Source organism: Modestobacter excelsi, from assembly GCF_005930495.1.
GTDB classification, from domain to species: Bacteria; Actinomycetota; Actinomycetes; order Mycobacteriales; family Geodermatophilaceae; genus Modestobacter; species Modestobacter excelsi.
The window spans coordinates 1-23,871 of sequence record NZ_SJEX01000028.1 but is presented as its reverse complement, the minus strand read 5'-3'; the positions used below and the strand labels follow the sequence as shown (position 1 = coordinate 23,871).

24 protein-coding genes are annotated in these 23,871 nt (G+C 75.2%); 14 read left to right on the top strand and 10 right to left on the bottom strand.

What is annotated here, in order from left to right; all coding sequences use genetic code 11:
- Positions 1-60 precede the first annotated feature (60 nt).
- Positions 61-1,620, top strand: a complete 1,560-nt coding sequence (gene purF, locus FHL80_RS11430) for an amidophosphoribosyltransferase (protein ID WP_138733537.1) — start codon at positions 61-63, stop codon at positions 1,618-1,620.
- The gene (gene purM / locus FHL80_RS11425; protein ID WP_138733536.1) at positions 1,617-2,687 is read left to right on the top strand and encodes a phosphoribosylformylglycinamidine cyclo-ligase; all 1,071 of its coding nucleotides are present in this window, start codon (positions 1,617-1,619) and stop codon (positions 2,685-2,687) included. The genes purF and purM overlap by 4 nt, the downstream gene beginning before the upstream one ends.
- Before the next feature lie 186 nt (positions 2,688-2,873).
- Here purM and FHL80_RS11420 read toward each other — a convergent pair whose 3' ends face one another.
- Together FHL80_RS11420 and FHL80_RS11415 are read right to left on the bottom strand one after the other, a co-directional pair.
- Entirely contained in the window at positions 2,874-3,089 is a 216-nt protein-coding gene (locus tag FHL80_RS11420) for a DUF3073 domain-containing protein (protein WP_014743058.1), read from the bottom strand.
- Positions 3,090-3,287: 198 nt separating this feature from the next.
- Positions 3,288-4,343 carry a Leu/Phe/Val dehydrogenase gene (locus FHL80_RS11415; RefSeq protein WP_246078623.1) on the bottom strand — a complete coding sequence of 352 codons (1,056 nt, stop codon included), beginning with the start codon at positions 4,341-4,343 and terminating at the stop codon, positions 3,288-3,290.
- Between the two features lie 291 nt (positions 4,344-4,634).
- Between FHL80_RS11415 and FHL80_RS11410 the strand changes: the two genes are divergently transcribed.
- The 4 genes from FHL80_RS11410 (at position 4,635) to FHL80_RS11395 (ending at position 8,916) form a co-directional block, all read left to right on the top strand.
- A complete protein-coding gene (locus FHL80_RS11410) occupies positions 4,635-5,630 on the top strand; it encodes a sugar ABC transporter substrate-binding protein (RefSeq protein WP_138733534.1) in 996 nt (331 codons plus the stop codon).
- A 16-nt stretch (positions 5,631-5,646) separates the two neighbouring features.
- Positions 5,647-6,708, top strand: a complete 1,062-nt coding sequence (locus tag FHL80_RS11405) for an ABC transporter permease (protein ID WP_246078618.1) — start codon at positions 5,647-5,649, stop codon at positions 6,706-6,708.
- Positions 6,705-7,514 carry an ATP-binding cassette domain-containing protein gene (locus tag FHL80_RS11400; RefSeq protein WP_138733533.1) on the top strand — a complete coding sequence of 270 codons (810 nt, stop codon included), beginning with the start codon at positions 6,705-6,707 and terminating at the stop codon, positions 7,512-7,514. The genes FHL80_RS11405 and FHL80_RS11400 overlap by 4 nt, the downstream gene beginning before the upstream one ends.
- 94 nt (positions 7,515-7,608) lie before the next feature.
- Positions 7,609-8,916 carry a M23 family metallopeptidase gene (locus FHL80_RS11395; RefSeq protein ID WP_138733532.1) on the top strand — a complete coding sequence of 436 codons (1,308 nt, stop codon included), beginning with the start codon at positions 7,609-7,611 and terminating at the stop codon, positions 8,914-8,916.
- A gap of 66 nt (positions 8,917-8,982) precedes the next feature.
- Here FHL80_RS11395 and FHL80_RS11390 read toward each other — a convergent pair whose 3' ends face one another.
- Positions 8,983-9,516, bottom strand: coding sequence for a hypothetical protein (locus FHL80_RS11390; protein ID WP_138733531.1), 534 nt, complete (start codon positions 9,514-9,516; stop codon positions 8,983-8,985).
- Positions 9,517-9,591: 75 nt separating this feature from the next.
- Here FHL80_RS11390 and FHL80_RS11385 point away from each other — a divergent pair, with 75 nt between their 5' ends.
- Positions 9,592-10,470: an MBL fold metallo-hydrolase gene (locus FHL80_RS11385; protein ID WP_138733530.1), complete on the top strand. Its 879-nt coding sequence runs from the start codon at positions 9,592-9,594 to the stop codon at positions 10,468-10,470.
- Complete coding sequence (locus FHL80_RS11380; protein WP_138733529.1) at positions 10,467-12,077, top strand: GMC family oxidoreductase; 1,611 nt, start codon at positions 10,467-10,469, stop codon at positions 12,075-12,077. The genes FHL80_RS11385 and FHL80_RS11380 overlap by 4 nt, the downstream gene beginning before the upstream one ends.
- Before the next feature lie 10 nt (positions 12,078-12,087).
- Here the strand turns inward: FHL80_RS11380 and FHL80_RS11375 are convergent, their stop codons facing one another.
- The 5 genes from FHL80_RS11375 to FHL80_RS11355 form a co-directional block, all read right to left on the bottom strand.
- A complete protein-coding gene (locus FHL80_RS11375) occupies positions 12,088-12,753 on the bottom strand; it encodes a hypothetical protein (protein WP_138733528.1) in 666 nt (221 codons plus the stop codon).
- Positions 12,753-13,373: a hypothetical protein gene (locus tag FHL80_RS11370; RefSeq protein WP_138733527.1), complete on the bottom strand. Its 621-nt coding sequence runs from the start codon at positions 13,371-13,373 to the stop codon at positions 12,753-12,755. The genes FHL80_RS11375 and FHL80_RS11370 overlap by 1 nt, the downstream gene beginning before the upstream one ends.
- 53 nt (positions 13,374-13,426) lie before the next feature.
- Positions 13,427-13,636, bottom strand: a complete 210-nt coding sequence (locus FHL80_RS11365) for a hypothetical protein (RefSeq protein WP_138733526.1) — start codon at positions 13,634-13,636, stop codon at positions 13,427-13,429.
- A gap of 213 nt (positions 13,637-13,849) precedes the next feature.
- Complete coding sequence (locus FHL80_RS11360) at positions 13,850-15,019, bottom strand: 4-hydroxybenzoate 3-monooxygenase (protein WP_138733525.1); 1,170 nt, start codon at positions 15,017-15,019, stop codon at positions 13,850-13,852.
- Positions 15,020-15,067: 48 nt separating this feature from the next.
- Positions 15,068-15,811 carry an IclR family transcriptional regulator gene (locus FHL80_RS11355; protein WP_246078617.1) on the bottom strand — a complete coding sequence of 248 codons (744 nt, stop codon included), beginning with the start codon at positions 15,809-15,811 and terminating at the stop codon, positions 15,068-15,070.
- Between the two features lie 103 nt (positions 15,812-15,914).
- Here FHL80_RS11355 and pcaH point away from each other — a divergent pair, with 103 nt between their 5' ends.
- From pcaH to FHL80_RS11325, 6 genes are all read left to right on the top strand, one after another.
- Positions 15,915-16,682 (top strand): protocatechuate 3,4-dioxygenase subunit beta, encoded by a 768-nt coding sequence (pcaH, locus tag FHL80_RS11350; protein ID WP_216870629.1) that lies wholly within the window; start codon positions 15,915-15,917, stop codon positions 16,680-16,682.
- A 79-nt stretch (positions 16,683-16,761) separates the two neighbouring features.
- A complete protein-coding gene (gene pcaG / locus FHL80_RS11345) occupies positions 16,762-17,439 on the top strand; it encodes a protocatechuate 3,4-dioxygenase subunit alpha (RefSeq protein WP_246078616.1) in 678 nt (225 codons plus the stop codon).
- 25 nt (positions 17,440-17,464) lie between these two features.
- A complete protein-coding gene (locus FHL80_RS11340; RefSeq protein WP_138733523.1) occupies positions 17,465-18,796 on the top strand; it encodes a lyase family protein in 1,332 nt (443 codons plus the stop codon).
- A complete protein-coding gene (pcaD, locus tag FHL80_RS11335; RefSeq protein ID WP_138733522.1) occupies positions 18,793-19,572 on the top strand; it encodes a 3-oxoadipate enol-lactonase in 780 nt (259 codons plus the stop codon). Before FHL80_RS11340 ends, pcaD begins: the two co-directional genes overlap by 4 nt.
- On the top strand, positions 19,569-19,985 hold the full coding sequence (pcaC, locus tag FHL80_RS11330) for a 4-carboxymuconolactone decarboxylase (RefSeq protein WP_138733521.1): 417 nt from the start codon (positions 19,569-19,571) through the stop codon (positions 19,983-19,985). Before pcaD ends, pcaC begins: the two co-directional genes overlap by 4 nt.
- A 437-nt stretch (positions 19,986-20,422) precedes the next feature.
- Positions 20,423-21,475 carry a glycosyltransferase gene (locus FHL80_RS11325; RefSeq protein WP_138733520.1) on the top strand — a complete coding sequence of 351 codons (1,053 nt, stop codon included), beginning with the start codon at positions 20,423-20,425 and terminating at the stop codon, positions 21,473-21,475.
- 11 nt (positions 21,476-21,486) lie between these two features.
- On the opposite strand, the gene FHL80_RS11320 is transcribed toward FHL80_RS11325, so the two are convergent.
- Together FHL80_RS11320 and FHL80_RS11315 are read right to left on the bottom strand one after the other, a co-directional pair.
- The gene (locus FHL80_RS11320; RefSeq protein WP_138733519.1) at positions 21,487-23,001 is read right to left on the bottom strand and encodes a sensor histidine kinase; all 1,515 of its coding nucleotides are present in this window, start codon (positions 22,999-23,001) and stop codon (positions 21,487-21,489) included.
- Between the two features lie 16 nt (positions 23,002-23,017).
- Positions 23,018-23,758, bottom strand: coding sequence for a response regulator transcription factor (locus tag FHL80_RS11315; protein ID WP_138733518.1), 741 nt, complete (start codon positions 23,756-23,758; stop codon positions 23,018-23,020).
- Positions 23,759-23,871: the final 113 nt, after the last annotated feature.

The window sequence follows — 23,871 nt, the reverse complement described above, 5'->3', positions numbered from 1 at the left end:
CGGGGCCGAGGTGACCGGACGCACCACGGGTGGGGACGGCGCAGCCGGTACCCTGAGGGCGTGCCTCGCGGTGATGGACGGCTGACGCACGACCTCGATCCCCAGTCCCCTGGTCCCCAGGACGCCTGTGGCGTCTTCGGGGTCTGGGCACCGGGTGAAGAGGTCTCGAAGCTGACCTACTTCGGCCTGTACGCCCTCCAGCACCGCGGGCAGGAGGCGGCCGGCATCGCGGTGTCCGACGGCTCCTCCGTCGTGGTCTACAAGGACCTCGGCCTGGTCAGCCAGGTCTTCGACGAGGCGACGCTGGGCAGCCTGCGCGGCCACATCGCGGTCGGCCACACCCGGTACTCCACGACCGGCGCCTCCACCTGGGAGAACGCCCAGCCGACGTTCCGCACCACCGGTGCCGGCACCGGCCTCGCGCTGTGCCACAACGGCAACCTGGTGAACACCGCGGAGCTGGCCAGCGCGGCCGCCGACGAGGGCGTGGTGGGTGCGTTCGCCGCCACCACCGACTCCGACCTGGTCACCTCGCTGATCGCTGCCAAGCCCGACATGTCCGTCGAGGCCGCCGCGATGGAGGTGCTGCCGCGGCTGCGCGGTGCCTTCAGCCTCACCTTCATGGACGAGCACACCCTCTACGCCGCGCGGGACCCGCAGGGCGTCCGCCCGCTGGTCCTCGGCCGGCTGGAGCGCGGCTGGGTGATCGCCAGCGAGACCGCCGCCCTGGACATCTGCGGCGCCTCCTACGTCCGCGAGGTCGAGCCGGGCGAGCTCATCGCCATCGACGAGGACGGGCTGCGCAGCCAGCACTTCGCGCACAGCCAGCCCAAGGGCTGCGTCTTCGAGTACGTCTACCTGGCCCGGCCGGACACCACGATCTCCGGGCGCACCGTGCACGCGGCGCGGGTGGAGATCGGCCGCCGGCTGGCCAAGGAGCACCCGGTCGAGGCCGACCTGGTCATCCCGGTGCCCGAGTCCGGGACGCCGGCCGCCGTCGGCTACGCCGAGGCCTCCGGGATCCCCTACGGCCTGGGCCTGGTGAAGAACTCCTACGTGGGGCGCACGTTCATCCAGCCCAGCCAGACCATCCGGCAGCTGGGCATCCGGCTGAAGCTGAACCCGCTGCGCGACGTCATCCGCGGCAAGCGGCTGGTGGTCGTCGACGACTCGATCGTGCGCGGCAACACCCAGCGGGCGCTGATCCGGATGCTCCGCGAGTCCGGCGCCCTCGAGGTGCACGTCCGGATCGCCTCCCCGCCGGTGAAGTGGCCGTGCTTCTACGGCATCGACTTCGCCAGCCGCGCGGAGCTGATCGCCAACGGCCTGGACCTCGACGGCGTTCGCGCCTCGATCAACGCCGACTCGCTGGGTTACGTCTCCGAGCAGGGCATGATCGCCGCCACCGAGCAGCCCGCCAACCGGCTGTGCACCGCGTGCTTCTCCGGGCAGTACCCGATCCCGCTGGGCGAGCCCGAGGTGCTGGGCAAGCACGTGCTCGAGGGCATCGGTCGCCGGGCGATCGGGGACCCGCAGGTCGCCGTCACCGGCTGGACCGGTCGGCAGGCCGGCAGCGCCACGGTGCCAGGGGGCGCGGCGGACGCGCTGGCGCGTCCGTGAGCGAGCCCCGCAGCGACTCCGACCTCACCTACGCCGCCTCCGGCGTCGACATCGACGCCGGCGAGCGCGCCGTCACGCTGATGCGCGCCGCGGTGGAGAAGACCAACCGCCCGGAGGTCGTGGGCGGGCTGGGCGGCTTCGCCGGCCTCTTCCGGCTGGACGTCGCCCGGTACCGGGCGCCGTTGCTGGCGTCCTCGACCGACGGCGTCGGCACGAAGATCGCGCTGGCCCGGGCGCTGGACCGGCACGACACCGTCGGCATCGACCTGGTGGCCATGGTCGTCGACGACCTGGTGGCCTGCGGCGCGGAGCCGCTGTTCCTGCAGGACTACGTCGCCTGCGGGCGGGTGGTGCCGGAGCGGATCGCGGCCATCGTCACCGGGATCGCCACCGGGTGCACCCAGGCGGGCGCCGCCCTGGTCGGCGGCGAGACCGCCGAGCACGGTGACCTGATGGGCGCCGACGACTACGACCTGGCCGCCACCGCGGTGGGGGTCGTGGAGGCCGACGCCGTCCTGGGCCCCGAGCGGGTCCGGGAGGGCGACGTGGTGATCGCCATGGCGTCCTCGGGCTTCCACTCCAACGGTTACTCGCTGGTGCGCCGGGTCGTCGACCGCGCCGGGCTGGACCTCACCGCCACCCCGGCCGGCCTGGACCGCCCGCTGGGCGACGAGCTGCTCGAGCCGACCCGGATCTACGCCCGGGACTGCCTGGCGCTGGTCGAGGAGCTGGGCGTCGGGGCGGTGCACGCCTTCGCGCACATCACCGGCGGCGGGCTGGCCGGCAACACGGCGCGCGTCGTCCCGGCGGGGCTCGAGGCGGTGCTGGACCGCGGCACCTGGGCGCTGCCGGCGGCCGTCCGGCTGCTCGAGGAGCACGGGGTGCCGCGGAGCGAGTCCGAGCGCGCCTTCAACTGCGGCGTCGGCATGGTCGCGGCGGTCGCCGCCGAGCAGGCCCACCGCGCGGTCGCGCTGCTCGCCGCACGTGGCGTGCCGTCCTGGGTGGCCGGGACGATCGCCCCGGTCGACGGCGAGGCCTCGGCCCGGCTGGTCAGCTCCTACCGCTGACAAAGGACCCCCTTGCCCCCCACCACTCGCAAGCTCGCGGTGGGTCCCTGCAAGGGGGCCGTTCCAGCACGTCGCCAGGCTCAGGGCGAGCCTCTGGACGGCGCCTGGCAGCACGATGACACCGCTGCCCGGTGAGGGGCAGCGGTGTCATCGCGGAACGAGTGCTGAGCCGGAGGGCTCAACAGGTCAACGGCTGGCAGCCCAGTCGTCGTCCTCGTCGTCCGGTGACCAACTCCCGGCCAACGGTTCGTCGTCGTCGTCGTCCTTGGGTCCCCGGCTGGGGAAGGACGACGGTTGACCTGCGAGCTCACGCTGAAGGGCCGTGAGGTCGGTGTTGGGTGAGCTGTACTTGAGCTCACGGGCCACGCGTGTCTGCTTGGCCTTCGCTCGGCCGCGCCCCATGGCTCGACCCCCTCGTGACGGAGTGCGGGTCGTCCAGCACTGGGCTGGACGGCCCGTGTGGCGACCCCGACTGAGTGACTGTGTCCTTGAGCGAGCTTACGACACGGATGGGACGCGGGCACGCATCGCGTCCCCGAGCCCCCTCGTCGGGAGGTGCCGGGTGACCGGCGTCTCACCCGGAGGCGGGCTCCGGGAGCCTCAGCGGGGCAGCCGGATGGCCGCCAGCCGGCCCACCGAGCGCATCCGCTCCTCGGCCAGCCGGTCCGCGGCGACGGCGGGGGAGACGCCCTCGCTCTCCGCTGCGGCGAACACCCGCAGCGCGACGTCGAAGATCGTGGTGGCCTTCGCCTCGGCCCTCGGGAAGGAGAAGCCGTGCCGCTCGTCCTCGACCTGAATGACCCCGCCGGCGTTGACCAGGTAGTCGGGGGCGTACAGGATGCCGCGGTCCTCGAGCAGCTGGGCGGTGCCCTCGTGGGCCAGCTGGTTGTTCGCGCCGCCGCAGACGATCTCGCCGGGCAGGACGGCGACGGTCTCGTCGTCGAGCGCGCCGCCGAGGGCGCACGGGGCGTAGACGTCGTGCGGGGTGCGCACCAGCGTGGCGGTGTCGGCGACCGCGCGCGCCGAGGGGTGCCGGGCCAGCGTCCGGTCGACGGCGGCGGTGTCCACGTCGGTGACGACGACGTCCGCACCGTCGGCGACCAGCCGGTCGACCAGGTGCGAGCCGACCTTGCCCACACCGGCGACCGCGACCGTGCGCCCGGCGAGCGTGGGCTTGCCCCAGCGGTGCTCGGCGGCGGCGCGCATCCCCTGGTAGACGCCGAAGGCGGTGAGCACGGAGGAGTCGCCGCACCCGCCGTACACCTCGGACCGGCCGTGCGCGAAGCGCGTCTCCCGGGCGACCACGTCCAGGTCGGCGTTGTAGGTGCCGACGTCGCAGGCGGTCAGGTACCGGCCGCCGAGGGCCTCGACGAACCGGCCGTAGGCGCGCAGCAGCGCCTCGGTCTTGTCGGTGCGCGGGTCACCGATGATGACCGCCTTGCCGCCGCCGAGGTCGAGCCCGGCCAGGCTGTTCTTGTAGGCCATCGCCCGGGAGAGCGCGAGCGCGTCGGCGACCGCGGCGTCCTCCGAGGCGTAGGGGAAGAAGCGGGTGCCGCCGAGGGCGGGGCCCAGTGCCGTCGAGTAGACGGCGATCACCGCCCGAAGCCCCGACTCGGGGTCGGAGCAGAAGACGACCTGTTCGTGCCCGGAGGCCATCACGTCCACGCCCGGCAGCCTAGGCGGCCGGATCCGGCCGGGGGCGGCGGCGCAAGGGGCCCCGACCTGGGCAGTGGTCGTCCGTCCGGCAACGAGCTGGTCTCGACCGGGGAGCCGGATGCGGGTCCCCCGCGTCCGGCCAGGCATGATCAGGGGCTGAGGACAGGCGCCGGAGCCCTCCGGTGCCGCACACTCCCCAGGGCGGTGCGACCAGGACCGCTCGCTGGGGGGACCGGCGGGGCAGCGCTGCGCCGCGACACAGGAGCGACCACTTTGAAGGACTGGCACACGATGGCCCGACGCACGCGGTTGCTCGCGCTCGCCCTGGCAGCCCCGCTGCTGATGAGCGCCTGCTCCACCGACGACTCCGGCAGCTCCAGCAGCGGCTCCACCTCCGGCAGCGCGAACAGCGACGCCGCCGCGGACGGTGACCTCAGCTTCGCCGTCATCACCCACGGCTCGGCCGGGGACGCCTTCTGGGACGTCGTGCAGAAGGGCGCGGAGGCCGCCGGGGACGACCTCGGTGTCGGCGTGGACTACCAGAGCGACGGCGACCCGCAGCGGCAGTCGCAGCTCATCCAGGCCGCGGTGAACCAGGACGTCGACGGGATCGTGGTCTCCATGGCCAACCCCGACGCGCTGCAGGACTCGGTCGAGGCCGCGGTGTCCGCGGGCATCCCGGTGGTCACGATCAACTCCGGCGCCGAGCGGTCGGCGGAGTTCGGGGCCATCGGCCACGTCGGCCAGGACGAGACGATCGCCGGTCAGGGCGCGGGTCAGCGGCTGGCCCAGGACGGTGCCAAGAACGTGCTCTGCGTGGTGCACGAGGCCGGCAACATCGGCCTGGAGCAGCGCTGCGCCGGCGCCTCGCAGGGGCTGGGCAGCAACGTGAAGCTGCTGCAGGTCGACATCAACGACCTGCAGGCGGCGCAGTCGACGATCACCTCGCAGCTGCAGAGCGACCCGTCCGTCGACGGCGTCCTGACGCTGAACTCGGCGGTGGCCTCGGTCGCCGCCGCGGCCGCCTCCGACGCCGGCTCGAAGGCCGAGATCGCCACGTTCGACCTCAACGGTGACGTGATCGCCGCCATCCAGGACGGCTCGGTCGCCTTCGCCGTCGACCAGCAGCAGTACGAGCAGGGCTACCTGCCGATCGTGATGCTGAAGCTCTACGCGCAGAACCTCAACACCGTGGGCGGTGGGCAGCCGGTCCTCACCGGTCCGGGCATCGTGGACTCGGCCAACGTCGACCAGATCGCCGACCTCGCCTCCTCCGGCACCCGCTGAGCCGGTCGGAGCGGACGTGAGTGCCACCCAGCAGGCGCCGGTGAGCCGGCCGGCGCGCGCCGACGAGCGCGTCGCGGCCGTCGGGCTGTGGCGCCGGTTGCTGGTCAAGCCCGAGCTGGGCTCGTTGATCGGCGCCGTCGTCATCCTGGCGTTCTTCTCCGTCCAGTCCAGCGTCTTCCGCTCCCTGGGCGGGGTGGCGAACTGGCTGGACGTCGCCTCGACGCTGGGGATCATGGCGGTGGCCGTCGCGCTGCTGATGATCGGTGGGCACTTCGACCTGTCCGCCGGCGTCATGACCGGGACGACGGCGCTCACGGTCGGGATCGTGGCGACCCAGCTGGGCCAGAACATCTGGGTCGCCATCGCCGCCTCGCTGGTGCTGGCCCTGGCGATCGGCTTCCTGAACGGCTGGCTGGTCACCCGGACCGGGCTGCCCAGCTTCATCATCACGCTCGGCACGTTCCTCATGCTGCAGGGCCTCAACCTGGGGCTGACCAAGCTGTTCACCGGCACGGTCATCGTGCGGGGGATCGCCGACGCGCCCGGTTACCACTCGGCGGAGCTGCTGCTGGCCTCCACCATCAGCGTCTTCGGGCAGCCGTTCCGGGTGGCCATCGTGTGGTGGCTGCTGGCCACCGCGGTCGCCAGCTGGGTGCTGCTGCGCACCCGGTTCGGCAACTGGGTGTTCGCCACCGGCGGTGACGAGGTGGCCAGCCGCAACGTCGGCGTCCCCGCCGCCCGGACGACGATCACGCTGTTCATGACCACCGCGGCCGCCGCCTGGCTGGTCGGCTCGATCACCGCCGTCCGGCTGACCTCGGTGCAGGCCAACACCGGCACCGGGCAGGAGCTGATCTACATCGTCGCGGCGGTCATCGGCGGCTGCCTGCTCACCGGCGGGTTCGGCTCGGCGATCGGGGCGGCGCTCGGGGCGCTGGTGTTCGGCATGACCCAGCAGGGCATCGTCTACCTCAACTGGGACGCCGACTGGTTCTACTTCTTCCTGGGGGCGATGCTGCTGCTCGCGGTGCTGTCCAACCGCCTGGTGCGGCGCTACGCCGAGGCGGCCCGGCGATGAGCACCGCGGCCGGCGACCGGTCCGGCGCGCCGCTGCTCGAGCTGCGCGGGATCGGCAAGGACTTCGGTTCGGTGATCGCGCTGGACGACATCTCCACCACGGTGCGGGCCGGTCAGGTCACCTGCGTGCTCGGCGACAACGGCGCGGGCAAGTCCACGCTCATCAAGGTGCTGTCCGGCGTGCACCGGCCCACCCGCGGCGAGCTGCTGCTGGACGGGCAGCCGGTGACGTTCGGGGCGCCGCGCGAGGCGCTGGACGCCGGGATCGCCACCGTCTACCAGGACCTGGCGATGATCCCGCTGATGGCGATCTGGCGGAACTTCTTCCTCGGTTCGGAGCCGACGACCGGCTGGGGCCCGTTCCGGCGGTTCGACAGCGCGACGGCCAAGGAGGTGACCCGCCGGGAGCTCGGCGCCATGGGCATCGACATCCGCGACCCCGACCAGCCGGTGGGCACGCTGTCCGGCGGTGAGCGCCAGTCGGTGGCGATCGCGCGGGCGGTGCACTTCGGCGCCCGGGTGCTCATCCTGGACGAGCCGACGTCCGCGCTCGGGGTCAAGCAGGCGGGGGTCGTGCTGCGCTACATCGCCCAGGCGCGCGACCGCGGGCTCGGCGTCGTCTTCATCACCCACAACCCCCACCACGCCCACCCGGTGGGCGACCGGTTCCTGCTGCTCAACCGGGGCCGCAGCATGGGCGACTTCGCCAAGGGGGAGTTGAGCCGCGAGCAGCTGACCGGGATGATGGCCGGCGGTGACGAGCTCACGGAGCTGGCCGAGGAGCTGGAACGCCCCTCCGGTCGCTGACGGTGTCGTGGACCTCGTGGCGCGTGTTGCCTTTGTGACTCGTGGGGGAGATGCGACCCTCTCCGGGTCCGATTCCTCGTCCCCAGGAGCCCCCATGTCGCAGCGACCGCTGCGCGCTGCCCCGGCGCCCGTCCGCCGCGGGCCCGGCCGGGGAGCCGGGCTGCGGCGCGCCTCCCGGCTGCGCGCCGGCGTGCTGGCGGCTCTCCTGGCCGGCGCGGTGGTCCTGACCGGCGGCGGCGTGGCGTCGGCCGCGCCGGAGAACCCCTCCGACGAGCAGCTCGAGGACGCCCGGGTCGCGCAGGACGCGGCGGCTGCCGAGGTCGGCCGGATCGCCGGCCTGGTGGCCGCGGCCGAGGCGCAGCTGGAGCAGGTGCAGGTGCAGGCCGAGGCGGCGGGCACGGCGTACCTGCTGGCCGAGGAGGCCCGGCAGGCAGCCGAGGCCACCGCCGAGCAGACCGCGCTGGACCTGCAGGCGGCCGCCGACGCGGTGGCCGCGGCACAGGCGCGACTGACCGACTTCTCCCGCAACACGTACATGAACGGCACCACGCTCACCAGCGAGATGGCGCTGCTGGACGTCGACGGGCCGGCCGAGCTGGTCCGCAAGGCGGCGACGCTGGACTACGTCGCCGACCACCAGGTCGACGTGCTCGGCGGCCTGGAGGCGGCGCGCGTGCAGCAGGCCGCCGCGGACGCCGCCGCCCGGGCGGCGCGGGACCAGAAGGCGGCGGCCGAGGCGGCCGCGCAGGCGGCCAAGGCCGAGGCCGAGGCCCAGCTGGCCGCCCAGGAGAAGGCGGTTGCCGACGCCGCCGCGCAGAAGACCGCCCTGGAGCAGCAGCTGCAGGCGGCCCAGGTGCACCTGCTCGAGCTGCAGGGCGCCCGCGACGCCTACCAGGCGTGGGTCGCGCAGAAGGCGGCCGAGGAGGCCGCCGCCCGGGAGGCCGAGGAGCGGGCCCGCGCCCAGGCGGCCGCCGACGAGGCCGCCGACACCGGCGGCTCCGGGTACGTGCGGCCGGCCACCGGCCGGACCAGCAGCTGCTTCGGCGCCCGCTGGGGGGTCACCCACTACGGCGTCGACATCGCCGCCCCGATCGGCACGCCCATCTACGCCGCGACCACCGGGGTGGTGCAGCGCGCCGGCGCGGCGACCGGCTTCGGCCAGGCCGTCTACATCCGCGGCGACGACGGCGCGGTCACCGTCTACGGGCACGTCAACCGGTACTTCGTCGCCGCCGGGGAGCGCGTGTCGGCCGGTGAGCGGATCGCCGAGGTGGGCAACCGGGGGCAGTCGACCGGCCCGCACCTCCACTTCGAGGTGCACCCCAGCGGGGCCATGTACGGCGGTCAGGTCGACCCGGTGCCGTGGCTCGCGGCCCGCGGCATCACCATCCGCGGCTGCTGACCGGACCCACCCGGTGCGCAGGACGGCCATGTTGGCCACCATGGCCGTCCTCCCCGGCCCGGGCGGTCAGCTGCTCGGCGCCGGCGTCGTCTCGGCGCAGTTGGCCGCCGCGTAGGTCGAGACGTTCGTGGTGGCCGTGGTGAGCTGCTCCTGCAGCCCCCCGGCGGCGGACTGCAGCTGCTGCGCGGCCGTCGGGTCGGTGAAGTCGATGCCCTGGGCCGCGGTGGCCAGCTGCTGGACGCCGTCGACCAGGGCGGTCCAGTCCCCGGCGATCTCGGCCGGCGCCTGGACGTCGGCGTACTGGTCGGCCAGCCGCTGCAGGGCGGGGGCGAGCTGGGTGGGGTCGTTGCTCGCCGTCCCGACGGTCGCGTTCACCGACTGCTCCAGCGACACCGCCTGCTCGCAGAAGGCGGCCGCCTCCGCGCTGGGGGAGCTGGACGGTGCCGAGGAGCCGGCCGAGGAGGTCGGCGCGGGACCCGAGCTGCTGCTGGTGCTCCCGGACGACGACGCCGCCGAGGCCCCCTCGTCGGAGCCCCCGCAGCCGGTGAGCAGCAGGGCGGCGGACAGGCCGGCGGTGAGCAGGGGAGCGGGTGCGCGCATGCCCCGACGCTAGCCGCCGCGGCTCGGGCCTGGACGGCGACGGCGACGGCGACGGCGACGGCTAGCGTGCGGTGCGTGAGTGCGCCCGTGGACCCCCGAACCGGCTGGGGGCTGCCCGCCCCCGGCGCGCTGCCCCGCACGGCCGACCTGGAACCGCTGGTGTCCCGGGTGCTGGCGCCCAACGCATCGAGCATGACCCTGGACGGCACGAACACCTACGTCGTCGGCGGGCCCGGCAGCGGCCAGGCCGTGGTGGTCGACCCGGGGCCACCCGACGAGGACCACCTGGCCGCGGTGGAGGCGGTGCTGGCCGCCCGGGACGCCCGGGTGGTCGCCGTGCTGGTCACCCACCACCACGGCGACCACGCGGAGGCGGCCCAGCCGTGGGGAGCGCGGTTCGGTGCGCCGGTCGGGGCCGCCACGGCGGCGGTCACCGGCCCGGGCGGCCGGCTGCTCACCGCCGGCGACCGGCTGCGGCTGGCCGGGACGACGATCGGCGTCGTCGGGACGCCGGGGCACACCGCGGACCACCTGGCGTTCCGGCTGGAGTCCGGGGCCGTGCTGGTCGGCGACCACGTGCTGGGCCGTGGCACCTCGGTGGTGACCCACCCCGAGGGCGACGTCGTGGCCTACCTGGAGTCGCTGCGCCGGGTGCACGACCTCGGCCCCTCGGCGCTGTACTGCGGCCACGGCCCGGAGCTCACCGTCGACCCGGCCGCCGTCCTGGACTTCTACCGGGCGCACCGGGCCTACCGGGAGGAGCAGCTGCTCACCGCCCTCGCCGCGGGGCCGCGGACCGTGGACCAGCTCGTGGCGCAGGTCTACGCCGCCGTGCCGCAGGCGCTCTGGCCGGCGGCGGCACAGTCGACCCGGGCCACCCTCGCCAAGCTGGTCGCCGAGGGCCGCGTGCAGCCGCGGGCCGACGACGCGGTCGCCCTGGTCGCCGGGCCGTGAGCTGGGACGTCGTCGTCGTCGGCGCCGGCTCCGCCGGGTGCGCCCTCGCCGCGCGGCTGGTCGACGCCGGGCGCCGGGTGCTGCTGCTGGAGGCCGGCGCGGACCACCCGACGGCGGCGGACTTCCCGGCGTCCCTCCGCGACGCCGCCACCCTGGGCGCCGCCACGCCGGGCCACCCGGCCAACTGGACGTACACCGCGCAGCTCGCCGAGGACGTCAGCTACCCGGTCGTGCGGGGCCGGGTGCTCGGCGGGTCGAGCGCGCTCAACGGCACCTACTTCGTCCGCGGCACCCCGGCGGACCTCGACGGCTGGGCGGCCGCGGGCAACGACCTCTGGTCCGCGGCCGCGGTGCTGCCGGCGTTCTGCCGTTCGGAGGCCGACGCCGACTTCGGCGACCGGCCCGGCCACGGCGCCGACGGGCCGATGCCGGTGCGCCGCCAGCACCTGGCCCACCCGGTCACCGACGCGTTCGCCGCGGCCTGCGACGAGCTGGGCTTCCCGGCCGAGCCGGACAAGAACGCCGGCGGAGCCGCCGGGCACGGTCCCGTCCCGCTCAACGTGGTCGACGGCGTGCGGGTCAACACCGCGATGGCCTATCTCGCCCCGCGGCGCGCGTCGGACCTGCTCACCGTGCGGGGCGGCACCCGGGTCACCCGGGTGGTGGTCGAGGGCGGCCGCGCCGTCGGCGTGCAGACCTCCGTCGGCGTCCTCCGCGCCGACGAGGTGGTGCTGGCCGCGGGGGCGGTCGCCTCGCCGCACCTGCTGATGCTGTCCGGCATCGGGCCGGCCGACCAGCTGCGGGCCGCCGGCGTGCCGGTGCTGGTGGACGCCCCGGGTGTCGGCGCGGAGTTCAGCGACCACCCCGACCTCTATGTCACCTGGCAGCCGAGCCGGCGGACGCCGATGCCGCGGGACCTGCTGCCCCTGGCCACGGCGCTGAACACCGCGGCCGAGGGGTCGGCGGTCGCCGACCTCGAGGTGATGCCCTGGCTCAAGCCGTTCCGCAAGGTGCTGCTGGACCGGTCGCAGGGGTCGGCCCTGGCCGGGTTGGGGGAGGCGGTGCGCCGGTCGGCCGGCACCCTGCGGGCGCTGCGCGGGGCGTCGCTGCACCGGCTGCTCGACCAGGCCCGCCGCCGCGACGACCTCTACCTGGCGGTGGCGCTGCAGCAGGAGGAGAGCCGCGGCCGGCTGACCCTGACCAGTCCCGATGCCCTCGTCCAGCCGCGGATCGAGCACCGGTACCTGACCGAGGAGTCCGACCGGCGGCGGCTGCGGGAGGGCGTGCGGCTGGCCGCCGAGCTGCTGCGGACGGCGGCGTTCGCGCCGCTCGTCGCGGAGCGCACCGGGCTGCCCGACGAGGTGCTGCGCGACGACCGCGAGCTGGACCGGTGGACCCGGCGGCACCTGGCCACCGCCATCCACCTGGCCGGCACCGCGCGGATGGGGCCGGACGGCGACCCCGGCGCCGTGGTCGACCAGCACCTGCGGGTGCGGGGGGTCGAGGGGCTCCGGGTGGTGGACACCTCGGTCATGCCCCAGGTGACCTCGCGCGGCCCCGCCGCGACGGCCGTGATGATCGGCGAGCGCGCGGCGGAGCTGTGGTGACGGGCCGGGGTCAGCCGGCCGGTGCGGTCCGCTCGGCATCGGCGATGGCCAGCGAGCGGTCCAGGTAGACCGCCCGCACGGACAGCAGCTGGTGCAGCTCGCGGAGCACCCGGTCCAGCACCTGCGCCGGGTCGGCCTCCTCCGGCGCGTGCTCGGGCGACTGGGCGGCCATCTCGGCCAGCCCGGCAGCCGCCTCGGTGAGTGTGGGCCACAGGTGGCCCCACTGCCAGAACTCGTAGGTGCCCAGCGGCACCCGGGCCAGCGGGGGCATGCCCAGCAGCCCGATCCCGTCGAGGCCGCGCCGGTCGGGCAGCTCCCCCAGGCCGAGCAGCAGCGACTGCACCCGGTGCGTGGCGGCGAAGTCCGCGGCCTCCGCGGTGCCCGGCGTGACCTCGGCGACCAGGCCCCGGCCGACGAGCGCGTCGAGCACCGTCTCCGGGTCCTCGACCCCCGCCTCGCCCGCCGCGCGGCAGAGCTGCTGCCGCGTCCACGGCGTCCGGTCCGCCTCCGCGGGGAGCCCGTGCGCCAGCGCCCAGACGTCGGCGGCGTCCTGGCCGGTCAGCAGCGGGCTGTCCCAGCCCAGCCGGACCACCCAGTACGCCGGGGGTGCACCGCGGCGCTGGTGGAACGGGCCCATCGCGTGGCCCAGCGGCAGCACCAGCGCCTCGGCGGGCATCAGCTCACCGCCCAGGTGTCCAGGCACACGGCGTTCGGGGTGAGCAGCCGGTGCAGGTCGCTGAGCAGCGAGGTCAGCACGGCGTCCGGGTCGCTGGCCAGCGGGTCCTCGATGCCGACCCGGGCGGCGGTGGCCGCGGCGCCCTCGCAGGCCCGCCACAGGCTGGTCTCCATCGTCGCCCACTCGAACAGGTCGTAGGCGGCGGCGGAGAGCACCGCGAGCGGCCGGCCGGGCAGCCCGACGGAGTAGGCGTCCGGGTTCTCCGCGGAGTTCCCCAGCCCCAGGACGAGCGGCACCATCCGCACCCGTCGGGCCAGCGCGCGGCCGCTCTCGGTGCCGGGTGCCGCCAGCGCGACCAGGCCGGTCTCCAGCAGGTGGACCAGCCGGTCGGGGGCGTCGGGGAGCCCGACCGCGCGCGCCTGGTCGGCGAGCTCGTCGGCGGTCCAGGGGCGGGGGACGTGGTCGGCCGGGCCGTGCGCCATCGCCCACACGCTGAAGTCGGTCGAGGGGAGCCGCCGCAGCTCGGCGCCGACCCGGACGTGGAACTCGTCCTCGGCGGCCCGGACCCGGATCAGCTGCCCGATCGGGTAGACCTGCAACGGGGGCGAGTCGCTGCTCATCGCGGGCAGCCTAGCCGGGGTGGCGCCGCGGCCCGCTCAGCTCGGCCCGCCGCTCAGCGGAGGGCGCGGATCTGGGTGCTGGTCTGGGACAGCGGCGACCAGGCGTCGGGGTGCGGCTGCCCGGCGTCGACGACCCAGGAGGGGGTGCGCGTGGCCGTCGTCCTCCCCCGGGTCGCCGGGCGGGCACTGAGGTGCACGATCACGGTGAGCAGGACGAGCAGCCCCAGGAGCACGCCAGCGATGACCAAGAGCGTTGAGAGCATCACTACACGTTAGCGGTGCGGACCGGTCCGGGTCCGGGCCGGCGGCGGGCAGATGTCACCGAAGCTCCCGGCCAGATCGGGGGAGTCTGACAGTTGACGAGGTCGACATGGCGACTCCGCGCACCGGCCGGTGCAGGGTGTGCGCCCGAACGGCCGCCGACAGGTCGGGGGCGCTCCGGGGCCACCAGGTCGGCCAGCACCCGGGCGACCAGGTCAGCGGTCCAGCGGGAGGCCGGTGTAGTTCTCGGCGAGCTCGCGGGCGGCGGTCTCGCTGCCGCAGACCCGGCGGAGCTGGGAGAGCTGCAGCTCGGCGTCGAAGTCGTCGCCGGAGCGGTGGAACATCGAGGTCATCCACCAGGAGAAGTGGGTGCACCGCCAGACCCGGGCCAGGGCCCGGTCGGAGTAGCTGTCGACCAGGTCGGTCTGCTTCTCGGCGAGCAGCCGGACCAGCGCCTGGGCGAGCAGGGTGACGTCGGCGGCGGCGAGGTTGAGTCCCTTGGCCCCGGTCGGCGGGACGATGTGCGCGGCGTCCCCGGCGAGGAACAGCCGGCCGCGGCGCATCGGCGCGGACACGAACGAGCGCATCGGCAGGATCGACTTCTCGGTGACCGGGCCGGTCTGCAGCTCCCAGCCGTCGAGGGCGAACCGGGTGGACAACCCGTCCCAGATCCGGTCGTCGGACCAGTCCTCGATCTTCTCGGTGGGGTCCACCTGCAGGTAGAGCCGGGAGACCGACGGCGAGCGCATCGACAGCAGCGCGAACCCGTCGGGGTGCCAGGCGTAGACGAGCTCGTCCTCCGACGGGGCGACATCGGCCAGGATGCCGAGCCAGGCGAAGGGGTAGGTGCGCTCCCAGGTCCTCCCGCCGGCGGCGGTGACCACCGGGCGGGAGACGCCGTGGAAGCCGTCGGTGCCGGCGATGACGTCGCACTCGAGCACCTGCGGGTGGCCCTCGGCGTCGGTGAACCGGATCCGCGGTGAGTCGCCGTCGACGTCCTCCGGGGTGACGTCGGAGACGTCGAACAGCAGCGGCGGGCCGCCGTCCAGCTGGGCCTTGATCAGGTCCTTGGTGACCTCGGTCTGGCCGTAGACCCACACCTTGCGCCCGCACAGCTCGGGGAAGTCCAGGTGGTGGCGGGTGCCGGGGTACTGCAGGTGGATGCCGTCGTGCGGCAGCCCCTCGCGCTGCAGCCGGTCGCCCACCCCGGCGTCGATCAGCGTCGACACCGTGTGCTGCTCCAGGATGCCGGCGCGGATCCGGGCTTCGACGTAGTCCCGCGACCGGTTCTCCAGCACGACGGTGTCGATGCCCTGGAGCTGCAGGAGGCGTGAGAGGAGGAGGCCGGCAGGGCCGGCGCCGATGATCCCGACCTGGGTGCGCACGGCCCGAGTGTGACGCGCAGACTCTGCCCGATCAGCCTCTGCTTCCGGTCAGTGGAACTGCTCGGACCGGGCGAGCTCGCGGCCGATGCCCCGGGCGGCGACCTGCAGCACGGGTGCGAGCCGGCCGACGTCCCGGCGGTGCACCGGGACGACGATGCCCAGCGCCGCCACCACGACCGGCCCGGAGGCCCGCTCCACGGTGACCGGGACGGCGACCGAGGCGGCACCCAGCGACATCTCCTCCGCGGTGCGCGCCCAACCGCGGCGGCGCACCTCGGCGAGCTCCCGGACCATCACCCGCGGGTCGGCGACGGTGTGCCGGGTCTCCCGGGTGAGCTGGTGCAGGACCTGGTCGACGACCTCGTCGGGCGCCGAGGCCAGCAGCACCTTGCCCACGCCCGTCGCGTGCAGCGGCAGCCGGCTGCCCACCTGGCTGACCACCGGCACCGAGTCGCGGCCGGAGATGCGCTCGACGTACAGCGCCCGCAGCCCCTCCCGGACGGCGAGGTGCACGGTGTCGCGGGTCGCGGTGTGCACGTCGAGGAGGAAGGCGGAGGCCACCTGGCGCAGCTCCAGCTGCACCGGCGCCAGCAGGCCGAGGTCCCAGAGCCTGCGCCCGATCTCGTACCGGCCGTCGGGCCGGCGGACGAGCGCCCCCCAGGCGGCCAGCTCGGCGAGCAGCCGGTGGGTGGTGGTCAACGGCGTGCCCGAGCGCTCGGCGACCTCGGAGAGCGTCAGCCGGGGGTGCCGGGCGTCGAAGGCGTCCAGCACGCCGAGCGCACGCGAGGTCACCGACCGTCCGGCCGTCGTCTGTCCACCTGCCACCGTCGTCCTGCTTTCTGGCCAGCGGAAGCCATCGCTAGGGGCAGCCTAGTGACCGCCGTACGGTCCGGGCATGACCGGGACCACATCTCGCGCGCCGCGGCCGGCGGCGGACAGCGCACTCGAACTGCCGCGCTACCTCCGGGAGTCCGACGACCGGCGGACCCCCGTCGCGTACGCCGGCTACCGCAGCACCGCCCTGCGCGCCCCGCTGCGCACCCCCGTCGACCTGCCGCAGCGGCTCACCGAGGTCACCGGGCCGGTGCTCGGCGAGGACCGGGTCACTGCGGCCGACGCGGACCTCACCCTGCGGATGGGCGGGGAGGCGCAGGGGCAGCGGATCAACGTCTTCGGCCGGGTGCTCGACAGCGACGGCCGCCCGGTGCCCGACACCCTGGTGGAGGTGTGGCAGGCCAACGCGGCCGGCCGGTACCGGCACGTGGGGGACAACTGGCCGGCGCCGCTGGACCCGCACTTCGACGGCCTGGGCCGGGTGATGACCGACAGCCTGGGCCGGTACGAGTTCACCACCATCCAGCCCGGCGCCTACCCGTGGGGCAACCACCACAACGCCTGGCGACCGGCGCACATCCACTTCAGCCTCTTCGGGCGGGCGTTCACCCAGCGGCTGGTCACCCAGATGTACTTCCCGGGCGACCCGCTGTTCTGGCAGGACCCGATCTTCAACGCCATCCCGCCGTCGGCCCGGCACCGCGCGATCGCCACGTTCGACCTGGACCGCACCCAGGACAACTGGGCGCTGGCCTTCCACTGGGACATCGTCCTGCGGGGCACCGACCAGACCCCGTTCGAGACCGACGACGACGGAGATGTCGCGTGATGACAGCGGAGCGAGCATCGCAGGGAGCGCCAGCGACCGAGGAGCGGAACGAGGCGCGGAATCGCGCCGGAGGTGTCGCGTGACCGCACATCAGATCGACCACCTCTCCCCGCAGGTCCGCAACGCGAACGAGACCAACGACCGCCGCCCGGGCACGCCGCGGCGGGGCTCGGGCTTCCTGGACGAGCCGTTCCAGCTCGGTCTCACGCCGAGTGCCACGGTCGGGCCGTACCTGTCCATCGGCCTCACCTGGGCGGACGGTCCGCACGCCGTGGCCGAGGGCACCGAGGGCGCCATCTGGCTGCGCGGTCGGGTGTTCGACGGCAACGGCGACCTGGTGCCCGACGCCATGATCGAGACCTGGCAGGCCGACCCGGACGGTCGCTTCGACCACCCCGACGCGCCGCAGGGCGAACGGCGGTACCCCGGCTTCCGCGGCTTCGGCCGGTCGCACACCGTCGAGCCGGCGGGTGAGTACGGCATCCTCACGCTCAAGCCGGGCCGGGTCGACGACGGCAAGGGCGGGCTGCAGGCGCCGCACGTCGACGTCTCGGTGTTCGCCCGCGGGCTGCTCGACCGGGTCGTCACCCGGATCTACTTCGCCGACGAGGCCGACGCCAACGCCGAGGACGACGTCCTGGCCGCGCTGCCCGACGACGCCTCCCGCCGGACCCTGATCGCCCGGCCCAGCGACGACGGGTACGTGCTCGACATCCACCTGCAGGGGGACGACGAGACCGTCTTCTTCGCGGTGTGACCGGGCGACCCGACAGGATGCGTGCGTGAGCATCCTCGACGCGACCTTCGCCCGCGGCCCCGTGTCGGCCGGCGGCCCGGCGGCGGATCCGTGGCTGGTGGCCCTACTCGAGGTGGAGGGCGCGCTCGCCCGGGCCGCCGGCCGGGTGGGCCTGGTGGCCGGGACGGCGGCCGACGAGGTGAGCCGGGTCTGCGCCGATCCCGCCGGCCTCGACCTCACCGCGGTGTACGACCGCGCCGCGGACGCCGGCAACCCGGTGCCACCGCTGGTGCGGGCGCTGCAGGACGCCGTCGGCCCGCACGCCGCCCGCGCCGTGCACGTCGGCGCGACCAGCCAGGACGTCGTGGACACCGCGGCGGTGCTGCTGGCCCGGCGTGGCCTGCAGCTGATCGAGGCCGACCTGGCCACGGCGGCCGAGGCGTGCGCCCGGCTGGCCGCCGAGCACCGCGACGACCTGCTGATGGGCCGCACGCTGCTGCAGCAGGCGCTGCCGATCACCGTCGGGCTCAAGGCCGCCACCTGGCTGGCCGGCCTGGACGGCGTCCGGGCGCGGCTCACCGCGGTGAGCGGCTCGCTGCCGGTGCAGTACGGCGGCGCCGTGGGCACGCTGGCCGCCAGCTCCGGCTCCGGGGTCGACCTGCGCCGCGAGCTCGCCGCCGAGCTGGGGCTGGCGGTCACCGACGTCCCCTGGTTCACCGTGCGGCTGCCCATCGCCGACGTCGCCGGGGTCCTCGGCGCGGCCGCCGGGGTGGTGGCGACGATCGCCGTGGACGTCGTCCTGCTGGCGCAGAGCGAGGTCGCCGAGGCCACCGAGGTCTCCGCCCGCCGGGGCGGCTCGTCGGCGATGCCGCACAAGAACAACCCGGTCGCGGCAGTCTCCGCCCGGGCGTGCGCCCGCCGCGCTCCCGGCCTGGTGGCGACGCTCTACGCCGCCATGGAGCAGGAGCACGAGCGCGGCGCGGGAACCTGGCACGTGGAGTGGCCGACGCTGACCGAGCTGCTCGGCACCGTCGGGTCGGCGGCCTCCTGGCTGACCGAGTGCCTCGGTGACCTGCAGCTGGACACCACCCGCATGGCGGCGGCGGTGACCGCGGCGGGTGACCCGCAGCTGGCCCGCGCCCTCGCCGAGGCGCTCACCCCGTCGCTGGGTGCCGGCGCCGCGCACGACGCCGCGTCCGCCGCCGTCCGCACCGCCGCGCGCGAGGGCCGGCCGCTGCTCGACGTCGTGCTCGAGCACGCCGACGTCGACGGCGCCGCGCTGGTCGCCGACGCCACGCCGGACGTCGGCGAGGCCGGTGCCCAGGTGGACGCCGCACTCGCGGCCCACGTCATCGCTGTCCAGGGAGGACGCCCGTGACCGCCATCGAGGTCTCCCACACGGTGGACGGGCCGGAGGACGCTCCGGTCGTCGTCCTGTCCAACTCCCTGGGCGCGACGCGGGCCATGTGGGACCCGCAGGTGCCGGTGCTGGCCGAGCGGTACCGGGTCGTCACCTACGACACCCGCGGGCACGGGGCGTCCCCCGCACCGGCCGGGCCGTACACCCTCGACGACCTGGTGGACGACGTCCTGTCGTTGCTGGACCGGGTCGGCGCACAGCGGGCGCACGTCGTCGGGCTGTCGCTGGGCGGGATGACCGCGCTGCGGCTGGCCGCCCGGGAGCCGCAGCGGGTGCACCGGCTGGCGGTGCTGTGCTCGTCGGCGAAGACCGAGCCGCAGGGGTTCCTCGACCGGGCGGCCGCCGCCCGGGCCGACGGCACCGCCTCCTTCGCGCCGGCCGTGGTGAGCCGGTGGCTGACCCCGGCCCACGCCGCGGCGCACCCCGACCTGGTGTCGCGGCTGGAGGGCATGATCGCCGGCTGCGACGACGAGGGCTACGCCGCCTGCGCCGAGGTCGTCGGCGGCGTGGACCTGCGGGCGGACCTCGGCCGGATCACCGCCCCGACGCTGGTGGTGTCCGGCGCCGAGGACCCGGCGTTGCCGCCGGCGCACCAGCAGGCGATCGCCGACGGGGTCCGCGGCGCCGAGCTGCTCACCGTCAGCCCGGGCGCGCACCTGGCCAACCTCGAGCAGCCGCTGCGGATCAGCGGCGCGCTGCTCGGTCACCTCGACGCGGCAGGGGACGAGCGATGAGCGAACCGGACGACGGATCGGGCCCGACCACCGACGACGAGCGGCGCGCCGCCGGGATGCGGGTGCGCCGCGAGGTGCTGGGCGACGCGCACGTCGACCGCGCCGTCGCCGCGGTCACCCCGCTCACCGCCGACTTCCAGGACTTCATCACCCGGGTCGCCTGGGGTGACCTGTGGCAGCGGCCGGGGCTGGACCGGCGCACCCGCAGCATGCTCACCCTGGCGATCACCGCGTCGCTGCGGCACTGGGACGAGTTCGCCCTGCACGTGAAGGCCGCGGTGCACAACGGGCTCACCGACGCCGAGATCGCCGAGGTCTGCCTGCACACCGCCGTCTACGCCGGCGTGCCGGCGGCCAACCACGCCCTGGCCGTCGCGAAGCCGATCCTGGCCGAGTTGCGCGCCGAGGGCTGAGCTGCCCGCCGAGGGCTGAGAGCGCCCGGCCCGGGCCGTCGCTGGGGGAACAGCGGCGGCCCGAGCCAGGACCGGGTGCTGCCGGTCGGGGGGGGCCGGCAGCAGGCTCAGGGGCCCGTCTCGTGCGGCCCGGGCACCAGCCTCGGGCGGCGGTGCGGTGGTGTCCAGCGCTCGGGTCGAGGGGAGCGGCTGGTCCGGGGAGCCGTGACGCTCCGCCGCTGGTAGGTCCCAGCCCACCTCACCGACAGCAGCGGTAGGACGACAGGTCGTGCTCGGTCACGTCTACCCCGTCCTGTGATCAGGACCCATGCCGCACGGTTGGTGTCCGGACACGCGGGGTAGGGCGGATCGGCGGACCGTTCCGGCCCGTACCCGTCCGATCCGGAGCGCCGCCCCTGCCGCGTCGCAGTGCTCGACCGCAGGAGGCGTCTGCCCGCGTGACCGCAGTCCCCGAGGAGCCCCGGCGACCGCTGCGGGTCGTGTCCGTCCCGGACAGCTCGCCCTACGTCGACGCGGTGCTGCCCGAGGGCGTGCTGCGCGTCGGTCCCGGCGGCACCCCGAGCGCCTGGCTGGACCCGGCGCACCTCGCGGCGCACACCGGCGAGGTCGACGTGCTGCACCTGCACGGCGGGTTCGAGCACCTCACCGTGGGCGAGATGGACGCCTGGACGGCGACGGTCCGGCGGTGCGACGTGCCGCTGGTGGTCACCGTCCACGACCTCGCCGCCGTCGACGGCGCGGACTCCGGGACGCACCCGGGCGCGGCGCGGACCCGGGCGCAGGCCCACCTGCGGGCGCTGCTGGCGACCGCGGAGGTCGTGCTCACCCTCACCCCGGGCGCCGCCGACGAGATCGCCGACCGTTTCGGCCGGACCGCCATCGTGGTGGCCCACCCGTCGCTGGCCGACCCGACCCCAGGCGTGGGGCGGGAGACACGCCTGGTCGGGGTGCACCTGGGCGCGCTGGGCCCGGAGGTCGCCGAGCCGGGCGCACTGCTGCGCAGTGCGCTGTCCGGTGCCGTCGACGGCGGTGGCCGGCTGCGGGTCGACGTCGACCCCGAGGTCGACCTCGCCGCCCGACTGCCGGAGCTGGTCGTGCTCGCGGACGCCGGGGAGCTGGAGCTCGTGCGCAGCCGGCCGGCCGGGCCGGACGAGTGGGTGCGGCACCTGCAGGAGCTGCACGTGTCGGTCGCGCCGCAGCGGGCACGCAGCCACTCGTCGTGGGTCGAGCTCTGCCGGGACGCCGGCACCCGGGCGGTCGTGCCGGCGGGCGGGCACCAGGCCGAGCAGTGGGCCGACGTCGTCCTCTACGGCAACGACCCGCTGACCGGGCTGGACACCGCCTCGCTCACCTCCGCGGTGGTGGCGGCGCTGACCCGTCCGGCCCCGGCCAGGGTCGACCGCGGCTGGCGCGCGGAGCAGCTCGCCGCCGTCCGCCGCGTGCACGCCCAGGTCTACGAACAGGTCGCCGCCGACCACGCCAGCACCTGACGGCGGGGCGGTCAGACGCCGGCGCCCTCGGACGCGTGCGGCAGCCGGACGGTGAACGCCGTCCGGCCCGGCTCGCTGGTCACCTCGACCGTGCCACCGTGCGCGGTGACGACCGCGTGCACGATGGCCAGCCCGAGCCCGGTGCTGCCGGCGGTGCGCGACCGGGAGGCGTCGCCGCGGGCGAAGCGCTCGAAGACGTGCGGCCGCAGGCCGGCTGGGATGCCCGGCCCGTCGTCGACCACCTGCAGCACCGCCCAACCGGCCTCGGCGCGCAGCCGGGTGGTGGCCGTCGTGCCGTCGGGGGTGTGGCTGCGCACGTTCGCCAGCAGGTTCACCAGCACCTGCTGCAGCCGCGCCGGGTCGCCGGGCACCACGACGGGGGAGTCGGGCAGGTCGACCTGCCAGCGGTGCGCCGGGCCGGCCACGTGGGCGTCGCTGACGGCGTCGACGACCAGCGCGGTCAGGTCGACCTCCTCGGTGGTGAGCTCGCGGCCGGCGTCCAGCCGGGCGAGCAGCAGCAGTTCCTCCACCAGCTCCGACATCCGCAGCGCCTCGGACTCGACCCGGCGCACGGCGTGCCCGACGTCGGGGGGCACCTCGGCGCGCTGGCGGCGGACCAGTTCGGCGTACCCGCGGATGGAGGCCAGCGGGGTGCGCAGCTCGTGGCTGGCGTCGGCGACGAACTGCCGGACCTGCGTCTCGGACTCCTGCCGGGCGGCCAGCGAGCCCTCGACGTGGTCCAGCATCCGGTTCAGCGCCGTCCCGACCTGACCGACCTCGGTCCGGGGGTCGGTGTCCTCCGGGGGCACCCGCTCGGCCAGCTGCACCTCACCGCTGGCCAGGGGCAGCTCGGAGACCCGGGTCGCGATGGCCGCGACCCGGTCCAGCGGGCGCAGGGTGCGCCGGATGACCAGCACCGCGGCCAGCGCGGCGGCGGCGAGGGCGAGGAGCCCGACGACCAGTTCCACGGCGACCAGCCGGCGGACGGCGTCCGCGGTGCCGCCCAGCGGCAGGCCGTTGACCAGGACGTCGCCGTCGGGGGCCGTGCCGGCGACCAGCCGGTACTCGCCGAGGTCGCCGCCCAGGTCCTCGGTGACCGGCTCGCCGTCCGGGGAGAGACCGGCGAGCAGCTCCTGCTGCCCGTCGGTGAGGCCGACCGTCTGGCCCTTCGCCCCGATCACGCCGGAGCTGGTGCAGACCCCGTCGACCACGGTGGCCACCAGCGTCCCCTCGCCCTGACCGCGGGCGCCCAGCCCGCCGGGCTCCCCGTCCGCGTCGCCGTCCCCGTCGTCCGGCGGCCGCGGCGGCAGGCCGTCCTCCGGCTGCGCGGCGTAGCCCCGGGAGCGGGCGCTGACCGCGTCCAGCCGGGTGTCGACCTGGCCGAACAGCTCGGCGCGCAGCGAGGTGACCGACGCGATCCCGACCAGGCCGAGGACGACGACCAGCGGGACGACGAAGGCCACCAGCAGCCGGGTGCGCAGCGACCGGCGCGACCGGGGGAGCCGTCCGCCGGGACGGCGGCTCACGGCGAGGGTGTGGACGTCATGCGGCGGGCTTGATCACGTACCCGGCGCCGCGCAGCGTGTGGATCATCGGGGTGCGCCCGGCGTCGATCTTCCGGCGCAGGTAGGAGATGTAGAGCTCGACGATGTTGCCCTGGCCGCCGAAGTCGTACTGCCACACCCGGTCGAGGATCTGCGCCTTCGACAGCACCCGCTTGGGGTTGCGCATCAGGTAGCGCAGCAGCTCGAACTCGGTCGCGGTGAGCCGGATGTCCTCGCCGCCGCGGGTCACCTCGTGGCTCTCCTCGTCCAGCGTCAGGTCGCCGACCACCAGCAGGCCGTCGTCGGCCACCACGCGGCTGGTCCGGCGCAGCAGGCCGCGCAGCCGGGCCGCGACCTCCTCGAGGCTGAAGGGCTTGGTGACGTAGTCGTCGCCGCCGGCGGTGAGCCCGGCGATGCGGTCCTCGAGGGCGTCCTTGGCGGTGAGGAAGACGACCGGCACGAGCGGGGAGTCCGCCCGGAGCCGGCGGAGCACCTCCAGGCCGTCCATGTCCGGCAGCATGACGTCCAGGACCACGGCGTCCGGGCGGAACTCGCGGCCGGCGCGCACGGCGTCGGTGCCGTCGGAGGCGGTGCGGACGTCCCAGCCCTCGTAGCGGAGGGCCATGGACAGCAGCTCGCAGATCGAGGGCTCGTCGTCGACCACCAGCACCCGCAGGGCACTGCCGTCGGGGCGGGTGAGCTGGGCCCGAGAGCTGGTGAGGGGAGTGGTCGTCGTCATGCGTCGACTGTGCGACCTGATCCTGCGAGTTCCCTGTGCCCCGATGAGGAACTGTCTGGACGTCGGCTCAAGAGCTGTCCAGCTGTTCCTCATCTGAAGCTGCCGACGCTAAG

Coding starts and splice junctions, on each gene's coding strand:
- FHL80_RS11410 (WP_138733534.1), top strand. CDS start 4,635: ATGGCCCGACGCACGCGGTTGCTCGCGCTCGCCCTGGCAGCCCCGCTG.
- FHL80_RS11415 (WP_246078623.1), bottom strand. CDS start 4,343: ATGGCCTCCGGGCACGAACAGGTCGTCTTCTGCTCCGACCCCGAGTCG.
- FHL80_RS11400 (WP_138733533.1), top strand. CDS start 6,705: ATGAGCACCGCGGCCGGCGACCGGTCCGGCGCGCCGCTGCTCGAGCTG.
- pcaC (WP_138733521.1), top strand. CDS start 19,569: ATGAGCGAACCGGACGACGGATCGGGCCCGACCACCGACGACGAGCGG.
- pcaH (WP_216870629.1), top strand. CDS start 15,915: ATGACCGGGACCACATCTCGCGCGCCGCGGCCGGCGGCGGACAGCGCA.
- FHL80_RS11375 (WP_138733528.1), bottom strand. CDS start 12,753: ATGCCCGCCGAGGCGCTGGTGCTGCCGCTGGGCCACGCGATGGGCCCG.
- FHL80_RS11420 (WP_014743058.1), bottom strand. CDS start 3,089: ATGGGGCGCGGCCGAGCGAAGGCCAAGCAGACACGCGTGGCCCGTGAG.
- FHL80_RS11395 (WP_138733532.1), top strand. CDS start 7,609: ATGTCGCAGCGACCGCTGCGCGCTGCCCCGGCGCCCGTCCGCCGCGGG.
- FHL80_RS11365 (WP_138733526.1), bottom strand. CDS start 13,636: ATGCTCTCAACGCTCTTGGTCATCGCTGGCGTGCTCCTGGGGCTGCTC.
- FHL80_RS11370 (WP_138733527.1), bottom strand. CDS start 13,373: ATGAGCAGCGACTCGCCCCCGTTGCAGGTCTACCCGATCGGGCAGCTG.
- FHL80_RS11390 (WP_138733531.1), bottom strand. CDS start 9,516: ATGCGCGCACCCGCTCCCCTGCTCACCGCCGGCCTGTCCGCCGCCCTG.
- FHL80_RS11315 (WP_138733518.1), bottom strand. CDS start 23,758: ATGACGACGACCACTCCCCTCACCAGCTCTCGGGCCCAGCTCACCCGC.